Raw genomic sequence first — 17,610 nt, 5'->3', positions numbered from 1 at the left:
GCCTGGATGCCGGGGCGGCAGCGTCACCGGCGGTCGATCGCTCGCGAGAGCGACACCGCGGTCACGGTGTCGGCCACGCCAGGCAGGGCCGCGATCTGCTCCCAGATCTGGCCGACGCGGTCCATCGAGTCGGCCTCCAGCGTCACGAAGAGGTCGTACGCTCCCGACAGCACGTCGCAGCGCGTGACCTCCGCGATGCCGCGCAACGCGGCGATCACCCGATCGTCCCGCATCCTGTCGACGCGGTAGACCATGACCATCGCGGTCACGCGTGGCCGCGACGCGCCCCCCTTGATGACGGTGTAGCCGGCGATGACGCCGTCGCGCTCCATGCGTTCGATGCGCTGCCGCACCGCGTTGCGCGACAGATGCACCTGGTTGGCCAGGGCGACCATCGGCAACCTCGCGTCCGCGGTCAACGTTGCGAGCAGCTGCTGGTCGATGTCGTCCAGGTGCGATGCGGCCACGATGCCTCCGTGCACGATTAGCAATTGCAAGTGTCAATCGCACACACTACCGTAGATCGGGGATGCCGCCCCAGACGGCCTGCCCTCGTGCACGTCTCTTCGCTGGAAAGTAAGGAACGCAATGCCGCAACAGCCGGACCGCCGACGCGCTGAGACCCTTTCAGACCTCACCCTTGCGGTGCACGGCGGCAATCGCCTCGACTCAACGAAGGCGCTGCGCACGCCGTTGGTGATGGCCAACTCATACGAGCTTCCCGACGATCCGAGCGACATCAGCTGGTCCGCCTCCGCACCGGGGCTCTACACCCGGAACACGGGCGTCAATCAGGCCGGTCTGCAGGACAAGCTCGCCGCGCTGGAGGGAGGCGAGGATGCGGTCGCGCTCGCATCCGGAGTGGCCGCCCTGCACGCGGTGTTCTTCACACATGTGCGCGCCGGCGACCACGTCATCGTCAGTGACGTCACGTACGAGGCGACCTGGAGACTGTGGACCGAACTCCTGCCGCAGCGGTACGGCATCGAGGCGACGTTCGTCGACGTCGGCGATCTGGACGCGCTGCGCGCGGCCTTCCGCCCCCACACCCGGCTCGTCTGCATCGAGGCGATCGCGAACCCCACGACCAAGGTGGCGGACGTCGCCGCGATCGCGGAGATCACGCATGCCGCCGGCGCGATCCTGATGGTGGACTCCACCTTCACGCCGCCGCCCTTCTACCGCCCGCTCGCCGACGGCGCCGATCTCGTCGTCCATTCCCTGACGAAGTACATCAACGGTCACGGTGATGCCATGGGCGGCGCCGTCATCGGTTCGCGCGAACTCATCGAGCCGATCAAGGCCGATGCCATGGTCGACGTCGGGGGAGTGATCTCGCCGTTCAACGCCTGGCAGATCCACCGCGGCTCGGTGACCCTCCCGCTGCGCCTCCGGCAGCACCTTGCCTCCGCGCTCGCCGTCGCCGAGTTCCTGGAGCGCGACCCACGGGTCGAGTACGTCTACTATCCCGGCCTGCCGTCGCACCCGGAGCACGATCTGGCGACGCGGCAGTTCGGCGGTCGGGGGTACGGCGGCATGATCGCCTTCGCGGTCGCCGGCGATCCCGACACACAGAACCAGTTCGTCGCCAACCTCCGGCTCATCACGTCGGGCTTCTCTCTGGGGCACGACGACTCGCTGATCGTGCACACCGGGACCGAGGGAGGCCGCGTCGCCAGCTACCCGCTGCCCTTCCGCACGTTCGGTCATCTGCGCCTGTCCGTCGGCATCGAGGACACCTCCGACCTCCTCGCAGATCTCGAGGCAGCCCTCGACGCGACGTTCCCGTCGTCGACGGTGCCTCACTCACGCGCCCACGAGTCCGCTGCCACGGGATCCGACCTGACTCGATCGGAGAGGCTGAGCACGTGATCAGTGCGACGACACCTCCCGTGATCGTGCTCGACGGCGGACTCTCCAATGCGCTTGCTGAACGTGGCCACGATCTCACGGACGAACTCTGGACTGCCCGACTGCTGCGCGACGCTCCCGGCGAGGTGGCTGCCGTACACCGGGCGTACTTCGATGCGGGCGCGCAGGTCGCCACGACCGCCAGCTATCAGGCGAGCGTCGCCGGATTCGAGCGCAGCGGCATGACGCGCATCGAGGCGGAGAAACTCATCACACGGAGTGTGACGATCGCCCGTGAGGTGCGCGACGACGTCACCGAGTCAGCCGATGACGACGACGTAGTGCGTCTCGTGGCGGCATCCGTGGGTCCCTATGGAGCGGTGCTCGCCGACGGATCCGAGTACCGCGGCCGGTACGGATTGAGCCGCGGAGCGCTTCGCGACTTCCATGCCCCGCGGATGGAACTCCTTGCGAGCGCGGGGCCCGACCTGCTCGCGCTAGAGACGATCCCGGATCTCGACGAGGTCTCGGTCCTCCTCGACCTCGTCGACGAGTTCGCGATCCCCGCCTGGCTGTCGTGCGCGGTCGCCGGGGACCGGCTGCGCGACGGCCGTCCGGCGACCGAAGCCTTCGCTCTCGCCGCCGGCCACGGTTCCCTCGTGGCCGTCGGAGTGAACTGCTGCGCGCCCGACGACGTGCTGCCGGCAGTGCGGGCGGCGACCGGCGCGAGCGGCAAGCCTGCCATCGCCTATCCCAACTCGGGCGAGACGTGGGATGGCGCAGCACGTCGATGGATCGGCGAGCCGGAATTCGACCCGGCGCTCCCGCCGGCGTGGGCCGAGGCGGGTGCGCACTTCATCGGTGGATGCTGTCGCATCGGGCCGGCAGCCATTGCCGCAATGGTGCGCGCGCTGGGCTGACGACCCGGTGAAGCCGATCATCGAGGCTGACCTGGTGATCGGTCGGCACGAGATCGGCGCACTCGAGCACGGTGAGATCAGGCAGCTATGTCGCCACAAGTAGACGCGACGGCGGGAGTCGAACCCGCAACGCAGCCGGGTATGAACCGGTGCCCGGGACCGCCCGGATCGCCGCGATGCTCCTCGATGAACTCGAGGACGGCTCCACCGTAACCCCGTCATCCGAGGTGCGGGGTATGCGTGAACTCGCGTTTCGCTATGAGACGTCGCGAGTCGTGGCCTCGCGCCAGGCGCGGAGGTGCTCCACGACGAAGGCGTGATCCTCGGCCTGGGGGAGGCCTGAGACGCCGACCGTCCCGACGACTCCGACGCCCTCGATCGTGATCGGGAAGACGCCGCCGTGCGCGGCGAACAGCGTCGGGTCGAGGCGGGCGCTGGTGTCGAAGTCCTTGCCGGTCGCGCGGAACGACAGGCCCACACCGAACGACGACCGACCGTAGCGGCGGGCGACGCGCGTCTTGCGGTCGAGCCAGCCGTCGTTGTCGGCGCTCGAACCCGGCAGCGCGGTGTGGAAGACCCGCGCCTCGCCCAGCGTGATGCCGATGACGATCGGCAGACCTGTGGCCACCGCGGCCTCTCGCATGCGGCAGCCGAGAGCCCAGGCATCCGTCACGTCGAAGCGGGGGAGGATGAGCTCGGCCTCCTCGGATTCGACCTGGGCGAGAAGGGCGTGGGGGTCGGTGTCGGTCACGGAGGACACGATAGCGACGGATGCCGAGTGGCGGGCCTGCTCGGAGGGTCGGGGCGTTTCGTCTCGCTGCGCTCGCTCAACGAACGGGGGAGGGAGGCGGGGGAGCATCGAGGGCCCGGAGCATGCGCTCCAGGACCTCGCGGAGCTCCTCGCGCTCCGGAGAGGCGAGGGTCGTGGTGTACTCGACGCCGGCGGGGATCCACGACAGGCCGTACATCGTCTCGCGGAAGTCGCTGCCACCCACGGGCCACCGCGTGTGCGTCTCGTCCTCCGCCGTCGCCCCTTGCCCCCACTGCCCGAACGCGGCGCGCATCGACTCCAGGTCGAGTTCCATCACGGCATCCGCCTCGACCGCCTGGCGCACCCACGACCGCGCGACGAAGATGAACTCCTCGATCTCCTCGGGCGTGAGCGGCTTCGGCTCGAACAGCACGCGCGTGTGCTCCACCGACGCCAGGCGGTCCACGCGGAAGGTGCGCCAGTCCTCCTTCTCGAGATCCCAGCACAGCAGGTACCAGTGGCGGTCGGCGGGGGCGAGCGCGTGCGGCTCGACCCTGCGCCGGGTCACCTCGCCCGACGCCGCCGTGTAGGTGAACCGCACGCGCTCGTGGTCGCGGCACGCGAGCGCCAGCTCGCCCAGCACGTCGCTCGACACGGCAGCCCCGGCATTCAGCCCGGCCGGCTGCACCGCCTCGGCCAGCGCCTTCACCCGGCGGCGCAGGGGAGCGGGCAGCACCTGCTCGAGCTTCGCGAGTGCCGTGATGGTCGTCTCAGGACCCGAGACGAGCCGCTGGGATGCCGCGACCCGCAGGCCGATCGCCATCGCCACAGCCTCTTCGTCGGTGAGCAGTAGAGGAGGCACCGCACTGCCGGCTTCGAGGCGATAGCCGCCGGCGGCACCCGGCGTGGACTCGATGCGATAGCCGAGGTCGCGCAGCCGCTCGACGTCGCGCCGAACGGTGCGCTCCGTCACTCCCATGCGCGCGGCGAGCTCCGAACCCGGCCAGTGCCGGTGGGTCTGCAGCAGGTTGAGCAGAGACAACGCTCGTGTGGTCGTATCGGACATGATTCAAGATTGCCCTAGATCGCGGACCGAATGTGTCCGCATTGGTTCCTAACCTGGTCGCATGACGAACGAACCGATCATCGAGGCGCAGGGTCTGACCAAGCGCTTCAGCGTCAAGAAGAAGACCGTCGAGGCGGTCACCGACCTCACGTTCCAGGTCGCACGCGGCGAGCTCGTCGCGTTCCTGGGACCCAACGGCGCAGGCAAGTCGACCAGCCTGCGCATGCTCACCACTCTCATTCCCCCGACATCGGGCACGGCGAAGGTCGTCGGTTTCGACATCCTGAAGCGTCCCGCCGACGTGCGCGCCCGCATCGGATACGTCGGACAGCTCACCAGCGGCAGCTTCTCGCAGCGCGCCCGCGACGAGCTTCTCAGCCAGGGCGCGTTCTACGGCATGTCGAAGGCGGCATCCCGCAAGCGTGCCGACGAGCTGATCGAGTCGCTCGACCTGTCGGGCTTCGCGAACCGATCGGTGCAGCAGCTGTCGGGCGGGCAGAAGCGCCGGCTCGACGTAGCTCTCGGACTCATGCACGCGCCGCCGCTCATCTTCCTCGATGAGCCGTCGACCGGCCTCGACCCGCAGAGCCGTGCGAACCTGTGGCAGCACATCCTCGATCTGCGCACCCAGTACGGCACGACGGTCTTCCTCACCACGCACTACCTCGAGGAGGCCGACCGCTACGCCGAGCGCGTCATGGTCATGGACAAGGGGCGGGTCATCGCCGACGACACGGCGACGCGGCTCAAGGCGAACCTCGCGGGCGACCTGCTCACCTTCGGGTTCGCGACGACGACGGATGCCGAGGCCGCCGTCGCCGTGATCCAGCGGCTGACGGATCGCGAGGTGCGTCGGGACGAGGCATCCGTGATCCTCACCGCACCGGACGGCGATGCGCTGCTGCCGGCCGCAGTCCGCGCGCTGGATGCTGCCGGGCTGAACGTGCGGACCGCCACCGGCGTGCCGCCGACGCTCGACGACGTGTTCCTCGCGCTGACCGGTCGCACCCTGCGCGAGGCCGGCGAGGGCGAGCCCATCGAAGAGGAGACGGCCGAGGCCTCGGCGGAACCCCCGCTGGAAGCCCCGCTGGAAGCCCCGGTCGTTGAGCGAGGAGCGTCAGCGACGAGACGAAACGCAGAGACCGCCGCAGAACCCGGCGCCGAGAAGACAGGAGCACGCCGATGAGCGCCGTCACCGAGACCACTCGCCCCGACACCGCGGTGCGGGCGAACCCCGCGCGAGACACGTGGAACGTGCTCGCGCGCGAACTGAAGCCCGTCTTGCGCGATCCGTTCACGCTGATCTTCAGCCTCGTGCAGCCGTTGGTGTTCCTCGGGCTGTTCGCGCCGCTGCTGGTCGGCTCGTCGGGTCAGCCGGTGGGGGAGACCCTGCAGTGGTTCGTGCCCGGCGTGCTCGTGATGATCGTGCTGTTCGGCACCGGCGCGACCGGGTCGAACCTGCAGTACGAGATGATGACGGGCTCGCACGAGCGCACCCTCGTCGCGCCGCTCTCGCGCGCGTCGCTGCTGGTCGGGCGCGCGCTCAAGGAGATCGCGCCGATCGTGGTGCAGGCGCTGCTCATCGTGCTGATCGCGTGGCCGTTCGGCTTCTCGATCGACGTGCCCGGGCTCGTCGTGGGGCTTGCGCTTCTCGCCGTGTTCGGCGTCGGCCTCGGATCGCTCTCGTACACGCTCGCGCTCAAGACGAAGGACCGCGAGTGGCTGTTCTGGGGCGTCCAGCAGACCCTGATCTTCCCGCTGCTGATCCTGTCGGGCATGCTGCTGCCGCTCGACGAGGGCCCGGCGTGGATGCAGGCCGTCGCCACCGTCAACCCGGTGAACTGGGTGGTGCAGGCCGAGCGCGCACTGCTCGCCGGCGACCTCGGCGCCGTCACTGTGCTGTGGGGCTGGATCGCCGCCCTCGTGCTCGCCGCGCTGGGCCTGTGGGCGGGCATCCGCGCGATGCGCAAGAGCAGCTGACCCCGTCCTGGCGCTCCTCCGGTCGTTGAGCGAGGGAGCGCCAGCGACCGAGACGAAACGCCTCGGACCACCGAGCGAGGTCCGGCTCACGGCGTTTCGTCTCGCTCGTTCCTCGCTCGCTCAACGACCGGGAGTCTCGGTCGTTCCTCGCTCGCTCAACGACCGGGGGAGCGACCGGTCGTTGAGCGAGGGAGCGCCAGCGACCGAGACGAAACGCCCCGGACCACCGAGCGACCTCCGGCCCACGGCGTTTCGACTCCCTCTGCGCCCCATCGAAGGGCGCTCGACGACCGGGGTTTCGGGTGTGCAGGGCAGGGTCAGCCGCAGACCTAAGATCAGAGGATGACGACGGCGACACGGCGAGGCATCGTCGCTGTCGTCACGGCACTGATCCTCCTCGCGCTCGGTATCGGCGTCGGCGTCGTGGTGGGCGACGCCCTGGGCATCCGCACCGAGCCAGCCGCGCCGATGCAGTCGGTCGCGACCTCGGTCGCTCAGGTGACGGATGCCGTGCCCCCGCCCGAGATCGCAGAGCTCGACGTCCCGGCGACCGAGCGTGTCGGGGTCGCGGTCGATGAGCTGCTCGACGCCGTCGGCGATGCGACGGAGCGCGCGGGAGAGGCATCCCTCACCGTCACTCTGCTGCCGACGCTCCGCCCCGAGACGAGCGACGCCTACACGCTCGAGGGCGATGCGACGGCGCTGCGCGTCACGGCCTTGTCGGAGAACGGCGCGACCCGCGCGATCTACGACCTTGCGGCCGCCGTGCGGGCCGGAGACCCGATCACGGACCTGATCGGCGAGCACGAGTCCTCGCGCCTGCCGTTGCGCATGACCGACCTGGGCGCGGTCGGGGTGACCCCCGACCCGGCTGAGTGGGAGGCGGGCACCGACTACTCGCACGCGTCGAAGGCGTTCGCCGACGTGTTCCAGCCGAAGGCGCCCTACATCGACGAGGCGGCGCTCGCCGAGGCGTACGAGGACTACGACGGGTTCCTGCGCCACTCGCTCGCGAACGGGTTCAACGCCGTCGCGTTCCCCGGGTTCGTCGAGTTCGTCACGTTCGACGACGCCCCCGGCGGCCCGGTCTACGCCGACGGCGACGACCACCGCGACAAGGCGCTCGCGCTGCGGGAGGCGTTCGCGCCGTTCTGGGAGCGCGCCGACGAGCTCGGCCTGAAGGTGTTCCTGCGCACCGACATGCTCGCCCTCACCGGTCCGCTCGAGGAGCACCTGATCGATCGCTACGGGTCGCTCGACACCGAGAACCCAGAGTTCTGGCAGACCTACACCGCGGGCCTTGATGAGCTGTACGAGGCCGTGCCCGCGCTCGACGGCGTGCTCATCCGCATTGGCGAGGCCGGGCCCGTGTACGACGTGGGCGGCTGGGACTACTACTCCGCGCTCGAGGTGACCACGGTCGACGCCGTGCGCGCGATGCTCGAAGCCTTCGCGGGGCAGGCCGAGGCATCCGATCGGGAAGTCATCTTCCGCACGTGGTCGGTCGGCGTCGGCGCCGTCGGAGACATGCACACCAACGCCGACTCGTACGAGGCCGTGCTGGGCGGCATCGACTCGCCGGCCCTCATCGTGTCGACGAAGTACACGCTCGGCGACTTCTACACGTGGCTGCCGCTCAACGACACCCTCGAGCAGGGGTCGCAGCGGCGCATGGTCGAGTTCCAGAGTCGTCGCGAGTTCGAGAACTACGGCGCGTTCCCCAACGATCTCGGCGCCGAGTACCAGTGGGCGCTGCAGCAGCTGCTCGCCGCGAACGACCGTATCGAGGGCGTGTGGGTGTGGACCCAGGACGGCGGACCCTGGCGCGCCGGACCGATGACCCTGTACCTCAAGGCCGGGTTCTGGCAGCTGTACGAGCTGAACACCCAGCTCGCCTCGGCGCTCGCACGGGACCCCTCGGCGGATGTCGCCGACGTCACCGCCGCGTGGGCCCGTGAGTGGTTCTCGGACGACCCCGCGACCGTCGAGCCGATCGCGACGGCGATGGCCCAGTCGCGCGAGGCGATCGCGCAGGGCATGTACATCCAGCCGTTCGCCGACCAGCGTGTGTTCGCGATCGGTCTCGAGCCGCCGCCCATGATGTGGATCTTCGAGTGGGACATCCTCACCGGCGACTCCGCCGTGCTCGACGTCATGTACGCGATCGCCCGCGACTCCGAGGGCGGCGTCGAGGGCGCGATCTCCGGCGGAGCCGAGGCGGTCGCGGCGGCCGAGAGCATGCGCGAGACGGTGGCGGCGACGGATGCCTCGACCTGGCGCTCGCCCGAGATGCGTGAGGCGTTCCTGGCCACCCTCGACTACGAGCTCGACACGCTGCGGCTGCTCGACGCCTACCGAGCCATGATCCTGCACCAGGGGGAGTGGCACGACACGCTCTCGCCCGACGCCTACGCCGCGTGGGATGCCGACCGCGCCGCGTACGAGGCGCTCGCCGCGGAGCATCTCGAGGCGTACGAGGGAGACCTCGACTACCCCGCGTTCAACCTGACGGCGGCGCAGCTCGGCGTCGAGCGCGCCGAGCGCGACCAGCCGATGGCGTGGTTCGCGCGCGTGCTGCTCGCGCTCGCGGTCGCCTGGATGGTCATCGGCATCCTCGCCGCACGCACGCGACTTGTGCGGCGCCCGGGTGCGGCGGCGGCCCGCGCGTCGTGGATCGCGTCGACGCGGCCGTGGCGCGCTCGCGAATCGACGCTCGGCATGCTCGACCTCGACCGCTGGCTGCTGCTGGTGATCCCCGCCGCGCTGCTCGTCGCGACTCGTGCCGTGCAGACGTCGTTCCTGTCGTGGACCCATCTCGCCGTCGTGCTCGGCGCGTGGCTCGCCTTCGCGCTCGTCGTGCGGCTCTTCGTCGGCCGGCGTTCGCCCTGGCCGGTGATCGCCGCGGTGGGCGGCGTCGTCGTGCTGCGGTGCATCGTGACGCTCGTCGCCCTGTCGTTCACCGGACCCGGCGGCTACTGGTTCGCGTTCTGGACCGACCCCGTGCTGCGCTCGGTGTACATCGCGGTCGCGTTCGCCCTGTTCGTCTGGGTGTTCGTCGCCGGCGGCTGGGCGCTGTCGGCGCAGGTCGGCGCGCGCCGCGCGACCGGTTACGTGCTCTCGGGCGTCGGTGCGGGTCTGCTGGTGCCGGCGCTCGTGGTCGGCGCGATCGGCCTCGAGACCGCCCTGTCGGCCTGGAACGACGAACTGGGCCTGCTTCCGTGGGGCCTCGCGCGCATCCTCGGCATCACGACGTACCTCGAGATCCCCGCCGAGACCCCCTGGGTCGCCGCGGGATTCGGAGCCGTGCTGCTCGGCATCGGGGTGCTGCTCGCCCTGCCCTGGCGCCGGCGCGGAGCCACGGCATCCGTCTGAACCTTGCTCTGTCGGCCGGGGTTGGGCGGGGTCTGGGGCTGGGGCTGGGGCTGGGGCTGGGTCTGGTTCGGGGTCTGGGTCTGGGGCTGGGGCTGGTTCCGGGTGCCGGTCCCTTCTCGAGAACAGGTGATCTGGCGAGGGCAGGAGGCTTTGCGGCGATTTCGTCCTGCGTCCGCGAGATCACCTGATTTGGGAGAGACGGATGCCTCGGCCGCGGCATCCGTCTCGCCCTCGTTGTCTTCGGGGTCGGGCACGGGTCCCGGTCCCTTCTCGAGAACAGGTGATCTGGCGAGAGCAGGAGGTTTTGCGGTGATTTCGTCCTGCGTCCGCGAGATCACCTGATTTGGGAGAGACGGATGCCTCAGCCGCGGCATCCGTCTCACCCCCGTTGCCTTCGGGGTCGGCGACGACAGGGTCCAGGGGCGGGGGACGGGGCGGGGTCGGGCGTTGTTTCGGGTCCCGGTCCCTTCTCGAGAACAGGTGATCTGGCGAGGGCAGGAGGTTTTGCGGTGGTTTCGTCCTGCGTCCGCGAGATCACCTGTTTTGGGCGACGGATGCCTCAGCCACGGCATCCCCCAGGCTCAGGCCCGCGCAGGTCGTCAGGCCCGCTCGCTCCCCCCGCGCCGCTCGCCCCACCGCGCGCCGCTCGCCCAGGGCGCGCGGCTCGCCCCCCGCGCGCCGCTCGCCCCCCGCGCGCCGCTCGCCCCAGGGCCCGCCGCTCGCCCAGGGCGCGGCTCGCCCCACCGCGCGCCGCTCGGCCAGCGCGCGGCTCGCCCCAGCGCCCACCGGTCGCCACGCCCCGCGCGCCGGCCAGCCGCTGCGCGCCGGGGTCAGCGCACGCGCAGTTCGCCGGCCCTCACGGGAACGCTCCAGCGGTTGCCGGGCGGAGGGAACACGCACGCATAGTGGTCCGAGAAGGCGCACGGCGGCAGGTAGGCGCGGTTGAGATCGACCGTCACGTGTCCGTCGTCGTCGGGCAGGGGCGGCCGCAGGAAGCGGAAGGCGTAGCTCTCGCTGCCGCTCGTGGCGTCGGCGAACGCGGCGAACAGCGTGGCGTCGTCGCGCGTCACGGTCAGCTCGAGGTCTCTGCCGGCGAGCGTGAACGAGACGGTGCCGTCGTACACGGTCGACGAACGGAACCCGTCGACCGACTCGGTCTGCGACGGCAGGGCGATCGGCGTGAACACCCCCGTGACGCGGAGCGCCGGGTCGTAGGGGGCGCGCACGATCTCCGAGACGCCGCGCTGCGCTGCCGCCTGCGGATCCAGCACGCGCAGCGCGAGCGTTCCGTCGCGCAGATGCGCGCGCACGACCACATCGCCGACCTGCGCCTGCTCACCGGCGGCCAGTCTCACCTCGCCGGGCAGGTCCGTGCCCACGATCGTGTCGCCGTCCTGCCGCCACCTGCCCGGGGCGCCGTCGTACGTGCGGTCGCCGCCGTCGAGCCAGTGCGTCGAGGCGAGCGCGGCGATCCCGTGCGGCGACCACACCGCGGTCTCTCGATCGGCGATCCATCGCCGGTGGGCGTCGTCCATGTGTCCCATCCTGATCGGAATACGACACATATTGTTACACCATCGAAATCCAAGAGTGAATAGCATCGCCCTATGGATCGCATCGACGCACCAGAGATCGACGCCCTCACGAGGGCTCTCGACGTGCACTCGCTGCGCATCCTGGTGGCCATCGACCAAGAAGGGTCGATCAGCGCCGCCGCGCGGTCTCTCGGATTCACCCAGCCCACGATCACGCAGCATGTGCAGCGGCTCGAGGCACGACTGGGCGCGAAGCTCGTCGCGCGGACCGCGCGCGCGGCATCCCTCACCCCGGTCGGAGCCCTCCTCGCGCAGCATGCCCCGCGGATCGACGCGAGCCTGACGGCCGCGGCGACCGAGCTCGCCCGCGTGCTGGGCCGTCGCACGGGCGCCGTGCGCTTCGCCGCCGAGGTCGAGGGCATCGGCCACGTCGTCGCCCCGACGATGGCGCGGCTCGGCGCCCAGATCCCCGGGGTCGAGGTGACCGTGCACGAGTGCGCCGACGCCGCCGACGCGCTCGACATGGTGCGCGGCGGCCGCGCCGACGTCGCCGTGACGATGACCGTCGCCGCAGCCGGTCGGCGCACGACCCCGCGCCGCAGCGGCATGCGCTCGACCTTCCTCTTCGCGGAGGAGGTCGTCGCCGTCACGGCAGCCGACATCGACGCACCGGGAGGGCGCGTCGATGCGCACGCGCTGGCCGGGCTCGCGTGGATCCGCGGCCGCGGCACCTGCAGCGACATCGTCGCGGCCGCCATCGACCGCGCACCCCGCGCCGACGACCTCGTGGTGAGCCGGCCGGACGCCGCCATCGCGCTGGCCGCGCACGGCGCGGGCACGGCCTTCGTCGCCGAGTCCGATCTCGCCGGCGCCACCCTTCCCGCCGGCCTGCGGGCGCTCGGGATCTCGCCGTCGTTCACGAGACGCATGTCGGCTGTGACCCTGGTCGAAGCGGCATCCATCCCCGCCGTCGCGGCGGCCGTCCGCACCCTGGCCACCCACCGTCCGGTCCCCGCCGAAGTCGAGGCCATCCTCGACGCCCGCCGGCGCAGCGAAAGCCACCGCGCCCGATTCCGCATCGCAGCACCCACACCCGAGGAGAGTCCCATCATGTCGATCCCGTCCCCGGCCCGGCTGGCGAAAGCCGGCGCCGTGGCCGCCGCAGGCGCGCTGCTGCTGGCAGCCTGCTCCGGCCCTGCCCCCGAATCCACCGGCGGCCCCGACTCGGGCGCCGAGATCGAGCACATCACGGTGGCTCTGCCCGGCTCGCTGTCGAGCCTCTATGTCGGCCAGGAGGCCGGCATCCTGAACTACTACATCGCCTCGATCGCCCAGGAGGGCCTGGTGTCGGTCGACGCCCAGGGACGCACCCAGCCCGGGCTCGCGGAATCGTGGGAGCAGACCGACGACGTCACGTACGTGTACGAGCTGCGTGACGACGCGGTCTTCCACGACGGCACGCCCGTCACCGCCGACGACGTCGTCTACAGCCTCGAGCAGGCGCGCGACGAGACGAGCTCGCCCGGTCTGGCGTACTACCTGACGAACGTCGACACGATCGAGAAGACCGGCGACAGCGAGGTCACCATCACGCTGACCGAGCCCGACGCGGCGTTCGCCGCCAACATGAGCACGGGCGGCGCGGCCTTCATCACGTCGAAGGCGTTCTGGGACGAGCACGACGGCAAGGTCGGCACGCCCGATGCGCTGCTGCTCGGCTCGGGCCCCTACAAGGTGACCCAGTTCGCCCCCGACTCGCACGTGACCTTCGAGCGCGTCGACACCTGGTGGGGCGAACTGCCGAAGGTCAAGGCGATCACCGTCAACTTCGTCCCCGACGAGTCGACGCGCCTGCTCGCCGCGCAGTCGGGCGACGTGGATGTCGCGTTCAATGTCCCGCTCGCGCAGTCCCAGCAGTGGGAGGGCCTCGACACCATGCGCGTCGACTACGTCAACGACCTGTCGTACGTCGGCCTGTACTTCAACACGAGCATCGCGCCGTTCGACGACCCCAAGGTGCGGCAGGCGTTCGCCCACGCGGTGGACCGTGACGCGTACGTCGACCGGCTGCTGCGGGGCCACGGCGAGGCGGCGACCGCGATCATGACGCCCGAGTCGCTGGGCAACGTCTACGGCGCAGAGGAGGCGCGCGAAGCGCTGGCGGCGATCCCGCAGTGGGAGTTCGATCTGGATGCCGCGAAGGCGGCGCTCGACGAGTCGTCGGTGCCCGAGGGCTTCGAGGCCGAGCTGCTGACTCCCAACACCGGGCCTCAGCTCGGCACCGCCGCGCAGGCGCTCTCGCAGAACCTCGCCGAGATCGGCATCACCCTCAACGTGCGCGAGGTGCCGATCGAGGAGTGGCTGGCCAGCCTCGACGCCTCGTCCGACCACGGCGTCGGCCTGATGTGGTACTTCTCGACGCTCGGCGACCCGGCCGAGGTGCCCAGCTACCTCCTGGGCGCCGGCAACCCGTCGGCGTACGACAACTCCGAGATCGTGGGCCTGCTCGCTCAGGCCGGGGCGGAGTCCGACCCGGCGGCCCGGGTCGACCTGCTGATCCAGGCCGAGACGCTCCAGGCGGAGGACGCCGTGAACGTCCCGCTGTGGTGGGGCCAGTCGGCCACCGCCTTCGCGGACGACCTGGGGCTGAACGACTACAGCTCGTTCGCGTTCATCTCGTCGTGGCCGACCCAGCTGTACCGGATGGGCCAGTGACGCAACTCCCCGTCCGAGCACGCGCATCGCGGTACCGGTCGATCGGCCGGCTGCTGACGGTGCGCGTGCTCGGCATGCTCGCCGTGCTGCTGGTGCTGTCGATCGTCATCTTCTCGCTGATGCATCTGGCCCCGGGCGACATCGTCAAGAACCTGCTCGGCAACCGGCCGTCGTCACCCGAGGCGGTGGCGGCGATCCGCGAGCAGTACAACCTCGACGACCCGGTGTGGCTGCAGTACGTGAAGTGGCTGGGCGGGTTCGTCACCGGCGACCTCGGCCAGTCGATCCGGCTCCAGGTGCCGGTGGCCGACGCGATCGGCCAGCGCGTCGGCATCACGATGGCGCTGTGCGGCCTCGCCTTCCTGGTCGCGCTGATCGTCGCCGTGCCGCTCGGTGTGCAGAGCGCGGTGCACGCGGGCGGCTGGACCGACCGCACCGCGAACAGCCTCGCGGTGGTGGGGCTCAGCGCCCCGACCTTCGCCGTCGGCCTGCTGCTGCTCTACGTGTTCGCGTACTACATCCGCATCTTCCCGGTCTACGGCGCCGGATCCGGGGGACTGGACACGCTGTGGCATCTCGTGCTCCCCGCCGTCACCCTCGCCCTGGGCCTGGGCGCGATCATCGTCAAGCTGACCCGCACGGCGATGCTGCGTGAGCTCGAGACGGACTACGTGACGTCGGCCCGGGCTCGCGGCATCCCCGAATCCCAGGTGCGCCGGATCGCGCTGCGCAACGCGGCGATCCCGATCGTGACGGGGGCGAGCCTCGTGCTCACCTTCCTGGTCGGCGGCACGGTGCTCGCCGAGACGACGTACGCGCTGCCGGGCCTCGGCACGCTGCTCCAGGACTCCGTGCTGTTCAAAGACATCGCCGTCGTGCAGTCGCTCACGCTCCTGGTCGCGGTGGCGATCGCGGTCATCGCTCTGCTCGCCGACCTCGCGTACGTCCTGCTCGATCCCCGCCTTCGCCGGAACGAGGTGCGCGCATGACCGCCGCGATCGATCTGCTGAGCGCTCCCGCCCGCACCCGGCGCAGGAGCGTGCCCTGGACCATCGTCTTCGCGCTCGTCGTGCTCGGTCTCGCCGTCGTCGCGGTGCTGTTCGGCGGCTGGCTGTACCCCGACGCGATGCGACAGGACATCCTCTCGGGCCTGCTCCCCGCGGGCACGCCCGGCTACCCGCTCGGAACCGACGAGCTCGGCCGCGACGTGTGGGCGATGACGGTCGCCGGCGCCGCCTCCGCGCTGATCGGACCGGTGTGCGTCGCCGCCGGGTCGATGACCCTCGGCATCGTCCTCGGAACGCTCGCCGGGTACGAGCGGGGATGGCTCGACGTCGTGATCAGTCGCTGGACCGACCTGCTGCTGGCCCTGCCGGTGCTGCTCGCCGCGATCGTGGTGTCGGGCGTGTTCGGCGGCGGCTACTGGGTCACCGTGGGCCTGCTCATCCTGTTGTTCTCGCCCTCCGACATCCGCATCGTGCGTGCGGGCGTGCTCGAGCAGTCCGCGCGCCCGTACATCGAAGCGGCACGGATGCTGTCGCTCTCGCGGTGGCGCGTCATGTTCCGCCACATCCTCCCCAACGTCTCGACCCTGGTGCTCACCAACGCCATGCTCAACGTCGCCTTCGCGCTCGTCGCCTTCTCGTCGCTGTCGTTCCTCGGCGTGGGGGTTCCTCCCGGGACGGCGGACTGGGGGCGGCAGCTCACCGACAACCGGTCGATCATGTTCGACAACCCGTGGGCGGTGGTCGTCCCCGCCCTCCTCATCATCCTCGTCGCGTCGGCGGTCAACCTCGTCGGCGACTGGGCGGGTCAGCGGCTCTCACAGGTGGGGAAGGCGCTGTGAACGGGGTGCGGATCGAAGGCCTCACGGTCATCGGGCACGCGGGACCCATGGTCGCGCCGCTCGACGCGTCGATCGAACCCGGCCGCACGCTTGCGATCATCGGCGAGTCGGGTTCGGGGAAGACGCTCACGGCCAAGTCGCTCATCGGCCTCCTGCCCCGCGGGTTCCGCGCGCAGGGGTCGGTGCACATCGGCTCTCGTGTCGTCCGCCTCGACGCGAACGACGCCGAGTGGCGAGGCGTGCGCGGTCGCACCGTCACGCTGCTCCTCCAGGACCCGTTCACGAGTCTGTCCCCGGTGCACCGCTGCGGTGACCAGATCGGGTGGACGCTGGATGCCGCGGCGCCGCGCCGCCTGTCACGGACCGAGCGCGATCGGGCCGTGGCCGCGCGGCTCGCCGAGGTGAAGCTGCCGCCGCACGTCGCCCGCTCGTACCCGCATCAGCTCTCGGGCGGCATGCGGCAGCGCGTCGCGATCGCCGCGGCGCTCGCCGCCGACCCCGAGCTGATCATCGCCGACGAACCGACGACGGCTCTGGATGCCTCGAATCAGGCCGAGATCCTCGACCTGCTGCGGTCGGTGCAGCGGGCACGCAACCTCTGCGTCATCCTCATCTCGCACGATCTCGGTCTCGTGCGCGGACGAACCGACGACGTGCTCGTGATGCGGCACGGCGAGGTGGTCGAGCGCGGCGCCACCGCGACCGTGCTCGCCGCGCCGCAGCATCCCTACACGCGCGCGCTCATCGAGGCCGATCCCACGCTGGCCGCGCCGCCGGCGGCGGACCGCGCCCCCGCACCGGGCGACGACTCCGCACCGCTGCTGCGCGCGCGGGGCGTGGTCAAGCACTTCGGGGAGCGGCTCGTGCTCGACGACGTCGACCTCGACATCGGTCCCGGGAGGATCGTCGGCGTGGTCGGCGAGTCCGGTTCGGGCAAGTCCACCCTCGCACGGTGCGTCGCCGGGCTCGAGTCCGAGGATGCCGGCGAGATCGACTTCGACGGCGCACGGCTCGCGCCGGGCCGCCGGTCGCGCACGCCGGGGCAGATGCAGATCGTCTTCCAGGATCCGTACTCGTCGCTGAACCCGATGATGAGCATCGGGGCGATCCTGCGCGAGGCACTGGGGGTCGCCCGTCGCCCGGCGAGCGATGTCGCGTCGCTCCTCGAGACCGTCGGGCTGCCGGCCGAGTTCGCTCGCAAGCGCCCCGCCGAGCTGTCGGGCGGGCAGCGGCAGCGCGTCGCGATCGCCCGAGCGCTCGCCCCGAACCCGCGCCTGCTCATCTGCGACGAGTCGGTGTCGGCACTGGACGTGTCGGTGCAGGCGCAGATCCTCGCGCTGCTCGTCCGGCTGCGGGACGAGCTGGGGATCGCGATCCTCTTCATCTCGCACGACCTCGCCGTCGTCCGCATGCTCGCCGACACCGTCACGGTGCTCTGGCAGGGCCGAGTGGTGGAGCAAGGAACGTGCGAGCAGGTGCTGAGCGCACCCCGCCACGAGTACACCGCCCTGCTGGTCGCCGCCGCGCACCGCGAGAACACGAGCGTCGTCGTCGACGCCCCCGGAAAGGACTGA

At 70.8% G+C, this 17,610-nt stretch carries 13 protein-coding genes and 1 tRNA gene; 9 read left to right on the top strand and 5 right to left on the bottom strand.

The features are described 5' to 3' along the window. Window positions 1-23 precede the first annotated feature (23 nt). Entirely contained in the window at window positions 24-467 is a 444-nt protein-coding gene (locus IM778_RS13070) for an Lrp/AsnC family transcriptional regulator (RefSeq protein WP_194409290.1), read from the bottom strand. A gap of 121 nt (window positions 468-588) precedes the next feature. Here IM778_RS13070 and IM778_RS13065 point away from each other — a divergent pair, with 121 nt between their 5' ends. Both IM778_RS13065 and mmuM read left to right on the top strand, forming a co-directional pair. After that, a complete protein-coding gene (locus tag IM778_RS13065; protein WP_228484550.1) occupies window positions 589-1,872 on the top strand; it encodes a trans-sulfuration enzyme family protein in 1,284 nt (427 codons plus the stop codon). Then, window positions 1,869-2,771, top strand: coding sequence for a homocysteine S-methyltransferase (mmuM, locus tag IM778_RS13060; RefSeq protein WP_228484549.1), 903 nt, complete (start codon window positions 1,869-1,871; stop codon window positions 2,769-2,771). Before IM778_RS13065 ends, mmuM begins: the two co-directional genes overlap by 4 nt. A 103-nt stretch (window positions 2,772-2,874) precedes the next feature. Here mmuM and IM778_RS13055 read toward each other — a convergent pair. From IM778_RS13055 to IM778_RS13045, 3 genes are all read right to left on the bottom strand, one after another. After that, window positions 2,875-2,947: transfer RNA gene (locus tag IM778_RS13055), tRNA-Met, on the bottom strand. Between the two features lie 80 nt (window positions 2,948-3,027). Next, window positions 3,028-3,522: a heme-degrading domain-containing protein gene (locus tag IM778_RS13050; RefSeq protein ID WP_228484548.1), complete on the bottom strand. Its 495-nt coding sequence runs from the start codon at window positions 3,520-3,522 to the stop codon at window positions 3,028-3,030. A 76-nt stretch (window positions 3,523-3,598) separates the two neighbouring features. Next, complete coding sequence (locus IM778_RS13045; protein WP_194409288.1) at window positions 3,599-4,588, bottom strand: helix-turn-helix transcriptional regulator; 990 nt, start codon at window positions 4,586-4,588, stop codon at window positions 3,599-3,601. A 61-nt stretch (window positions 4,589-4,649) separates the two neighbouring features. Between IM778_RS13045 and IM778_RS13040 the strand changes: the two genes are divergently transcribed. The 3 genes from IM778_RS13040 to IM778_RS13030 all read left to right on the top strand — a co-directional run bounded on the left by IM778_RS13040 (window position 4,650) and on the right by IM778_RS13030 (window position 9,940). Continuing rightward, entirely contained in the window at window positions 4,650-5,774 is a 1,125-nt protein-coding gene (locus tag IM778_RS13040; protein ID WP_194409287.1) for an ATP-binding cassette domain-containing protein, read from the top strand. Beyond that, a complete protein-coding gene (locus tag IM778_RS13035; protein ID WP_194409286.1) occupies window positions 5,771-6,568 on the top strand; it encodes an ABC transporter permease in 798 nt (265 codons plus the stop codon). The genes IM778_RS13040 and IM778_RS13035 overlap by 4 nt, the downstream gene beginning before the upstream one ends. Before the next feature lie 342 nt (window positions 6,569-6,910). Further along, on the top strand, window positions 6,911-9,940 hold the full coding sequence (locus tag IM778_RS13030; RefSeq protein ID WP_194409285.1) for a hypothetical protein: 3,030 nt from the start codon (window positions 6,911-6,913) through the stop codon (window positions 9,938-9,940). An 830-nt stretch (window positions 9,941-10,770) separates the two neighbouring features. Here the strand turns inward: IM778_RS13030 and IM778_RS13025 are convergent. After that, window positions 10,771-11,475 carry a DUF1684 domain-containing protein gene (locus IM778_RS13025; protein ID WP_194409284.1) on the bottom strand — a complete coding sequence of 235 codons (705 nt, stop codon included), beginning with the start codon at window positions 11,473-11,475 and terminating at the stop codon, window positions 10,771-10,773. A gap of 72 nt (window positions 11,476-11,547) precedes the next feature. On the opposite strand from IM778_RS13025, the gene IM778_RS13020 reads away from it, so the two are divergent. From IM778_RS13020 to IM778_RS13005, 4 genes are read left to right on the top strand one after another with little or no spacing between them, the layout of a single operon-like run. Then, a complete protein-coding gene (locus IM778_RS13020; protein ID WP_194409283.1) occupies window positions 11,548-14,190 on the top strand; it encodes an ABC transporter substrate-binding protein in 2,643 nt (880 codons plus the stop codon). Continuing rightward, window positions 14,187-15,179, top strand: a complete 993-nt coding sequence (locus IM778_RS13015; protein WP_228484547.1) for an ABC transporter permease — start codon at window positions 14,187-14,189, stop codon at window positions 15,177-15,179. Before IM778_RS13020 ends, IM778_RS13015 begins: the two co-directional genes overlap by 4 nt. Then, window positions 15,176-16,036 carry an ABC transporter permease gene (locus tag IM778_RS13010; protein ID WP_194409282.1) on the top strand — a complete coding sequence of 287 codons (861 nt, stop codon included), beginning with the start codon at window positions 15,176-15,178 and terminating at the stop codon, window positions 16,034-16,036. Before IM778_RS13015 ends, IM778_RS13010 begins: the two co-directional genes overlap by 4 nt. Next, a complete protein-coding gene (locus tag IM778_RS13005) occupies window positions 16,033-17,610 on the top strand; it encodes a dipeptide ABC transporter ATP-binding protein (RefSeq protein ID WP_228484546.1) in 1,578 nt (525 codons plus the stop codon). The genes IM778_RS13010 and IM778_RS13005 overlap by 4 nt, the downstream gene beginning before the upstream one ends.

Origin of the sequence: Microbacterium cremeum (assembly GCF_015277855.1) — a bacterium.
Classification (GTDB): Bacteria; Actinomycetota; Actinomycetes; order Actinomycetales; family Microbacteriaceae; genus Microbacterium; species Microbacterium cremeum.
Note: the sequence above shows the minus strand (reverse complement) of the source record. Positions and strands in the feature narration are given on the sequence as shown.

Bases quoted from the DNA above. Each gene is read 5' to 3' on its own strand.
- IM778_RS13065 (WP_228484550.1), top strand. From the start codon at position 589: ATGCCGCAACAGCCGGACCGCCGACGCGCTGAGACCCTTTCAGACCTC.
- IM778_RS13045 (WP_194409288.1), bottom strand. From the start codon at position 4,588: ATGTCCGATACGACCACACGAGCGTTGTCTCTGCTCAACCTGCTGCAG.
- IM778_RS13040 (WP_194409287.1), top strand. From the start codon at position 4,650: ATGACGAACGAACCGATCATCGAGGCGCAGGGTCTGACCAAGCGCTTC.
- IM778_RS13035 (WP_194409286.1), top strand. From the start codon at position 5,771: ATGAGCGCCGTCACCGAGACCACTCGCCCCGACACCGCGGTGCGGGCG.
- IM778_RS13030 (WP_194409285.1), top strand. From the start codon at position 6,911: ATGACGACGGCGACACGGCGAGGCATCGTCGCTGTCGTCACGGCACTG.
- IM778_RS13025 (WP_194409284.1), bottom strand. From the start codon at position 11,475: ATGGACGACGCCCACCGGCGATGGATCGCCGATCGAGAGACCGCGGTG.
- IM778_RS13020 (WP_194409283.1), top strand. From the start codon at position 11,548: ATGGATCGCATCGACGCACCAGAGATCGACGCCCTCACGAGGGCTCTC.
- IM778_RS13010 (WP_194409282.1), top strand. From the start codon at position 15,176: ATGACCGCCGCGATCGATCTGCTGAGCGCTCCCGCCCGCACCCGGCGC.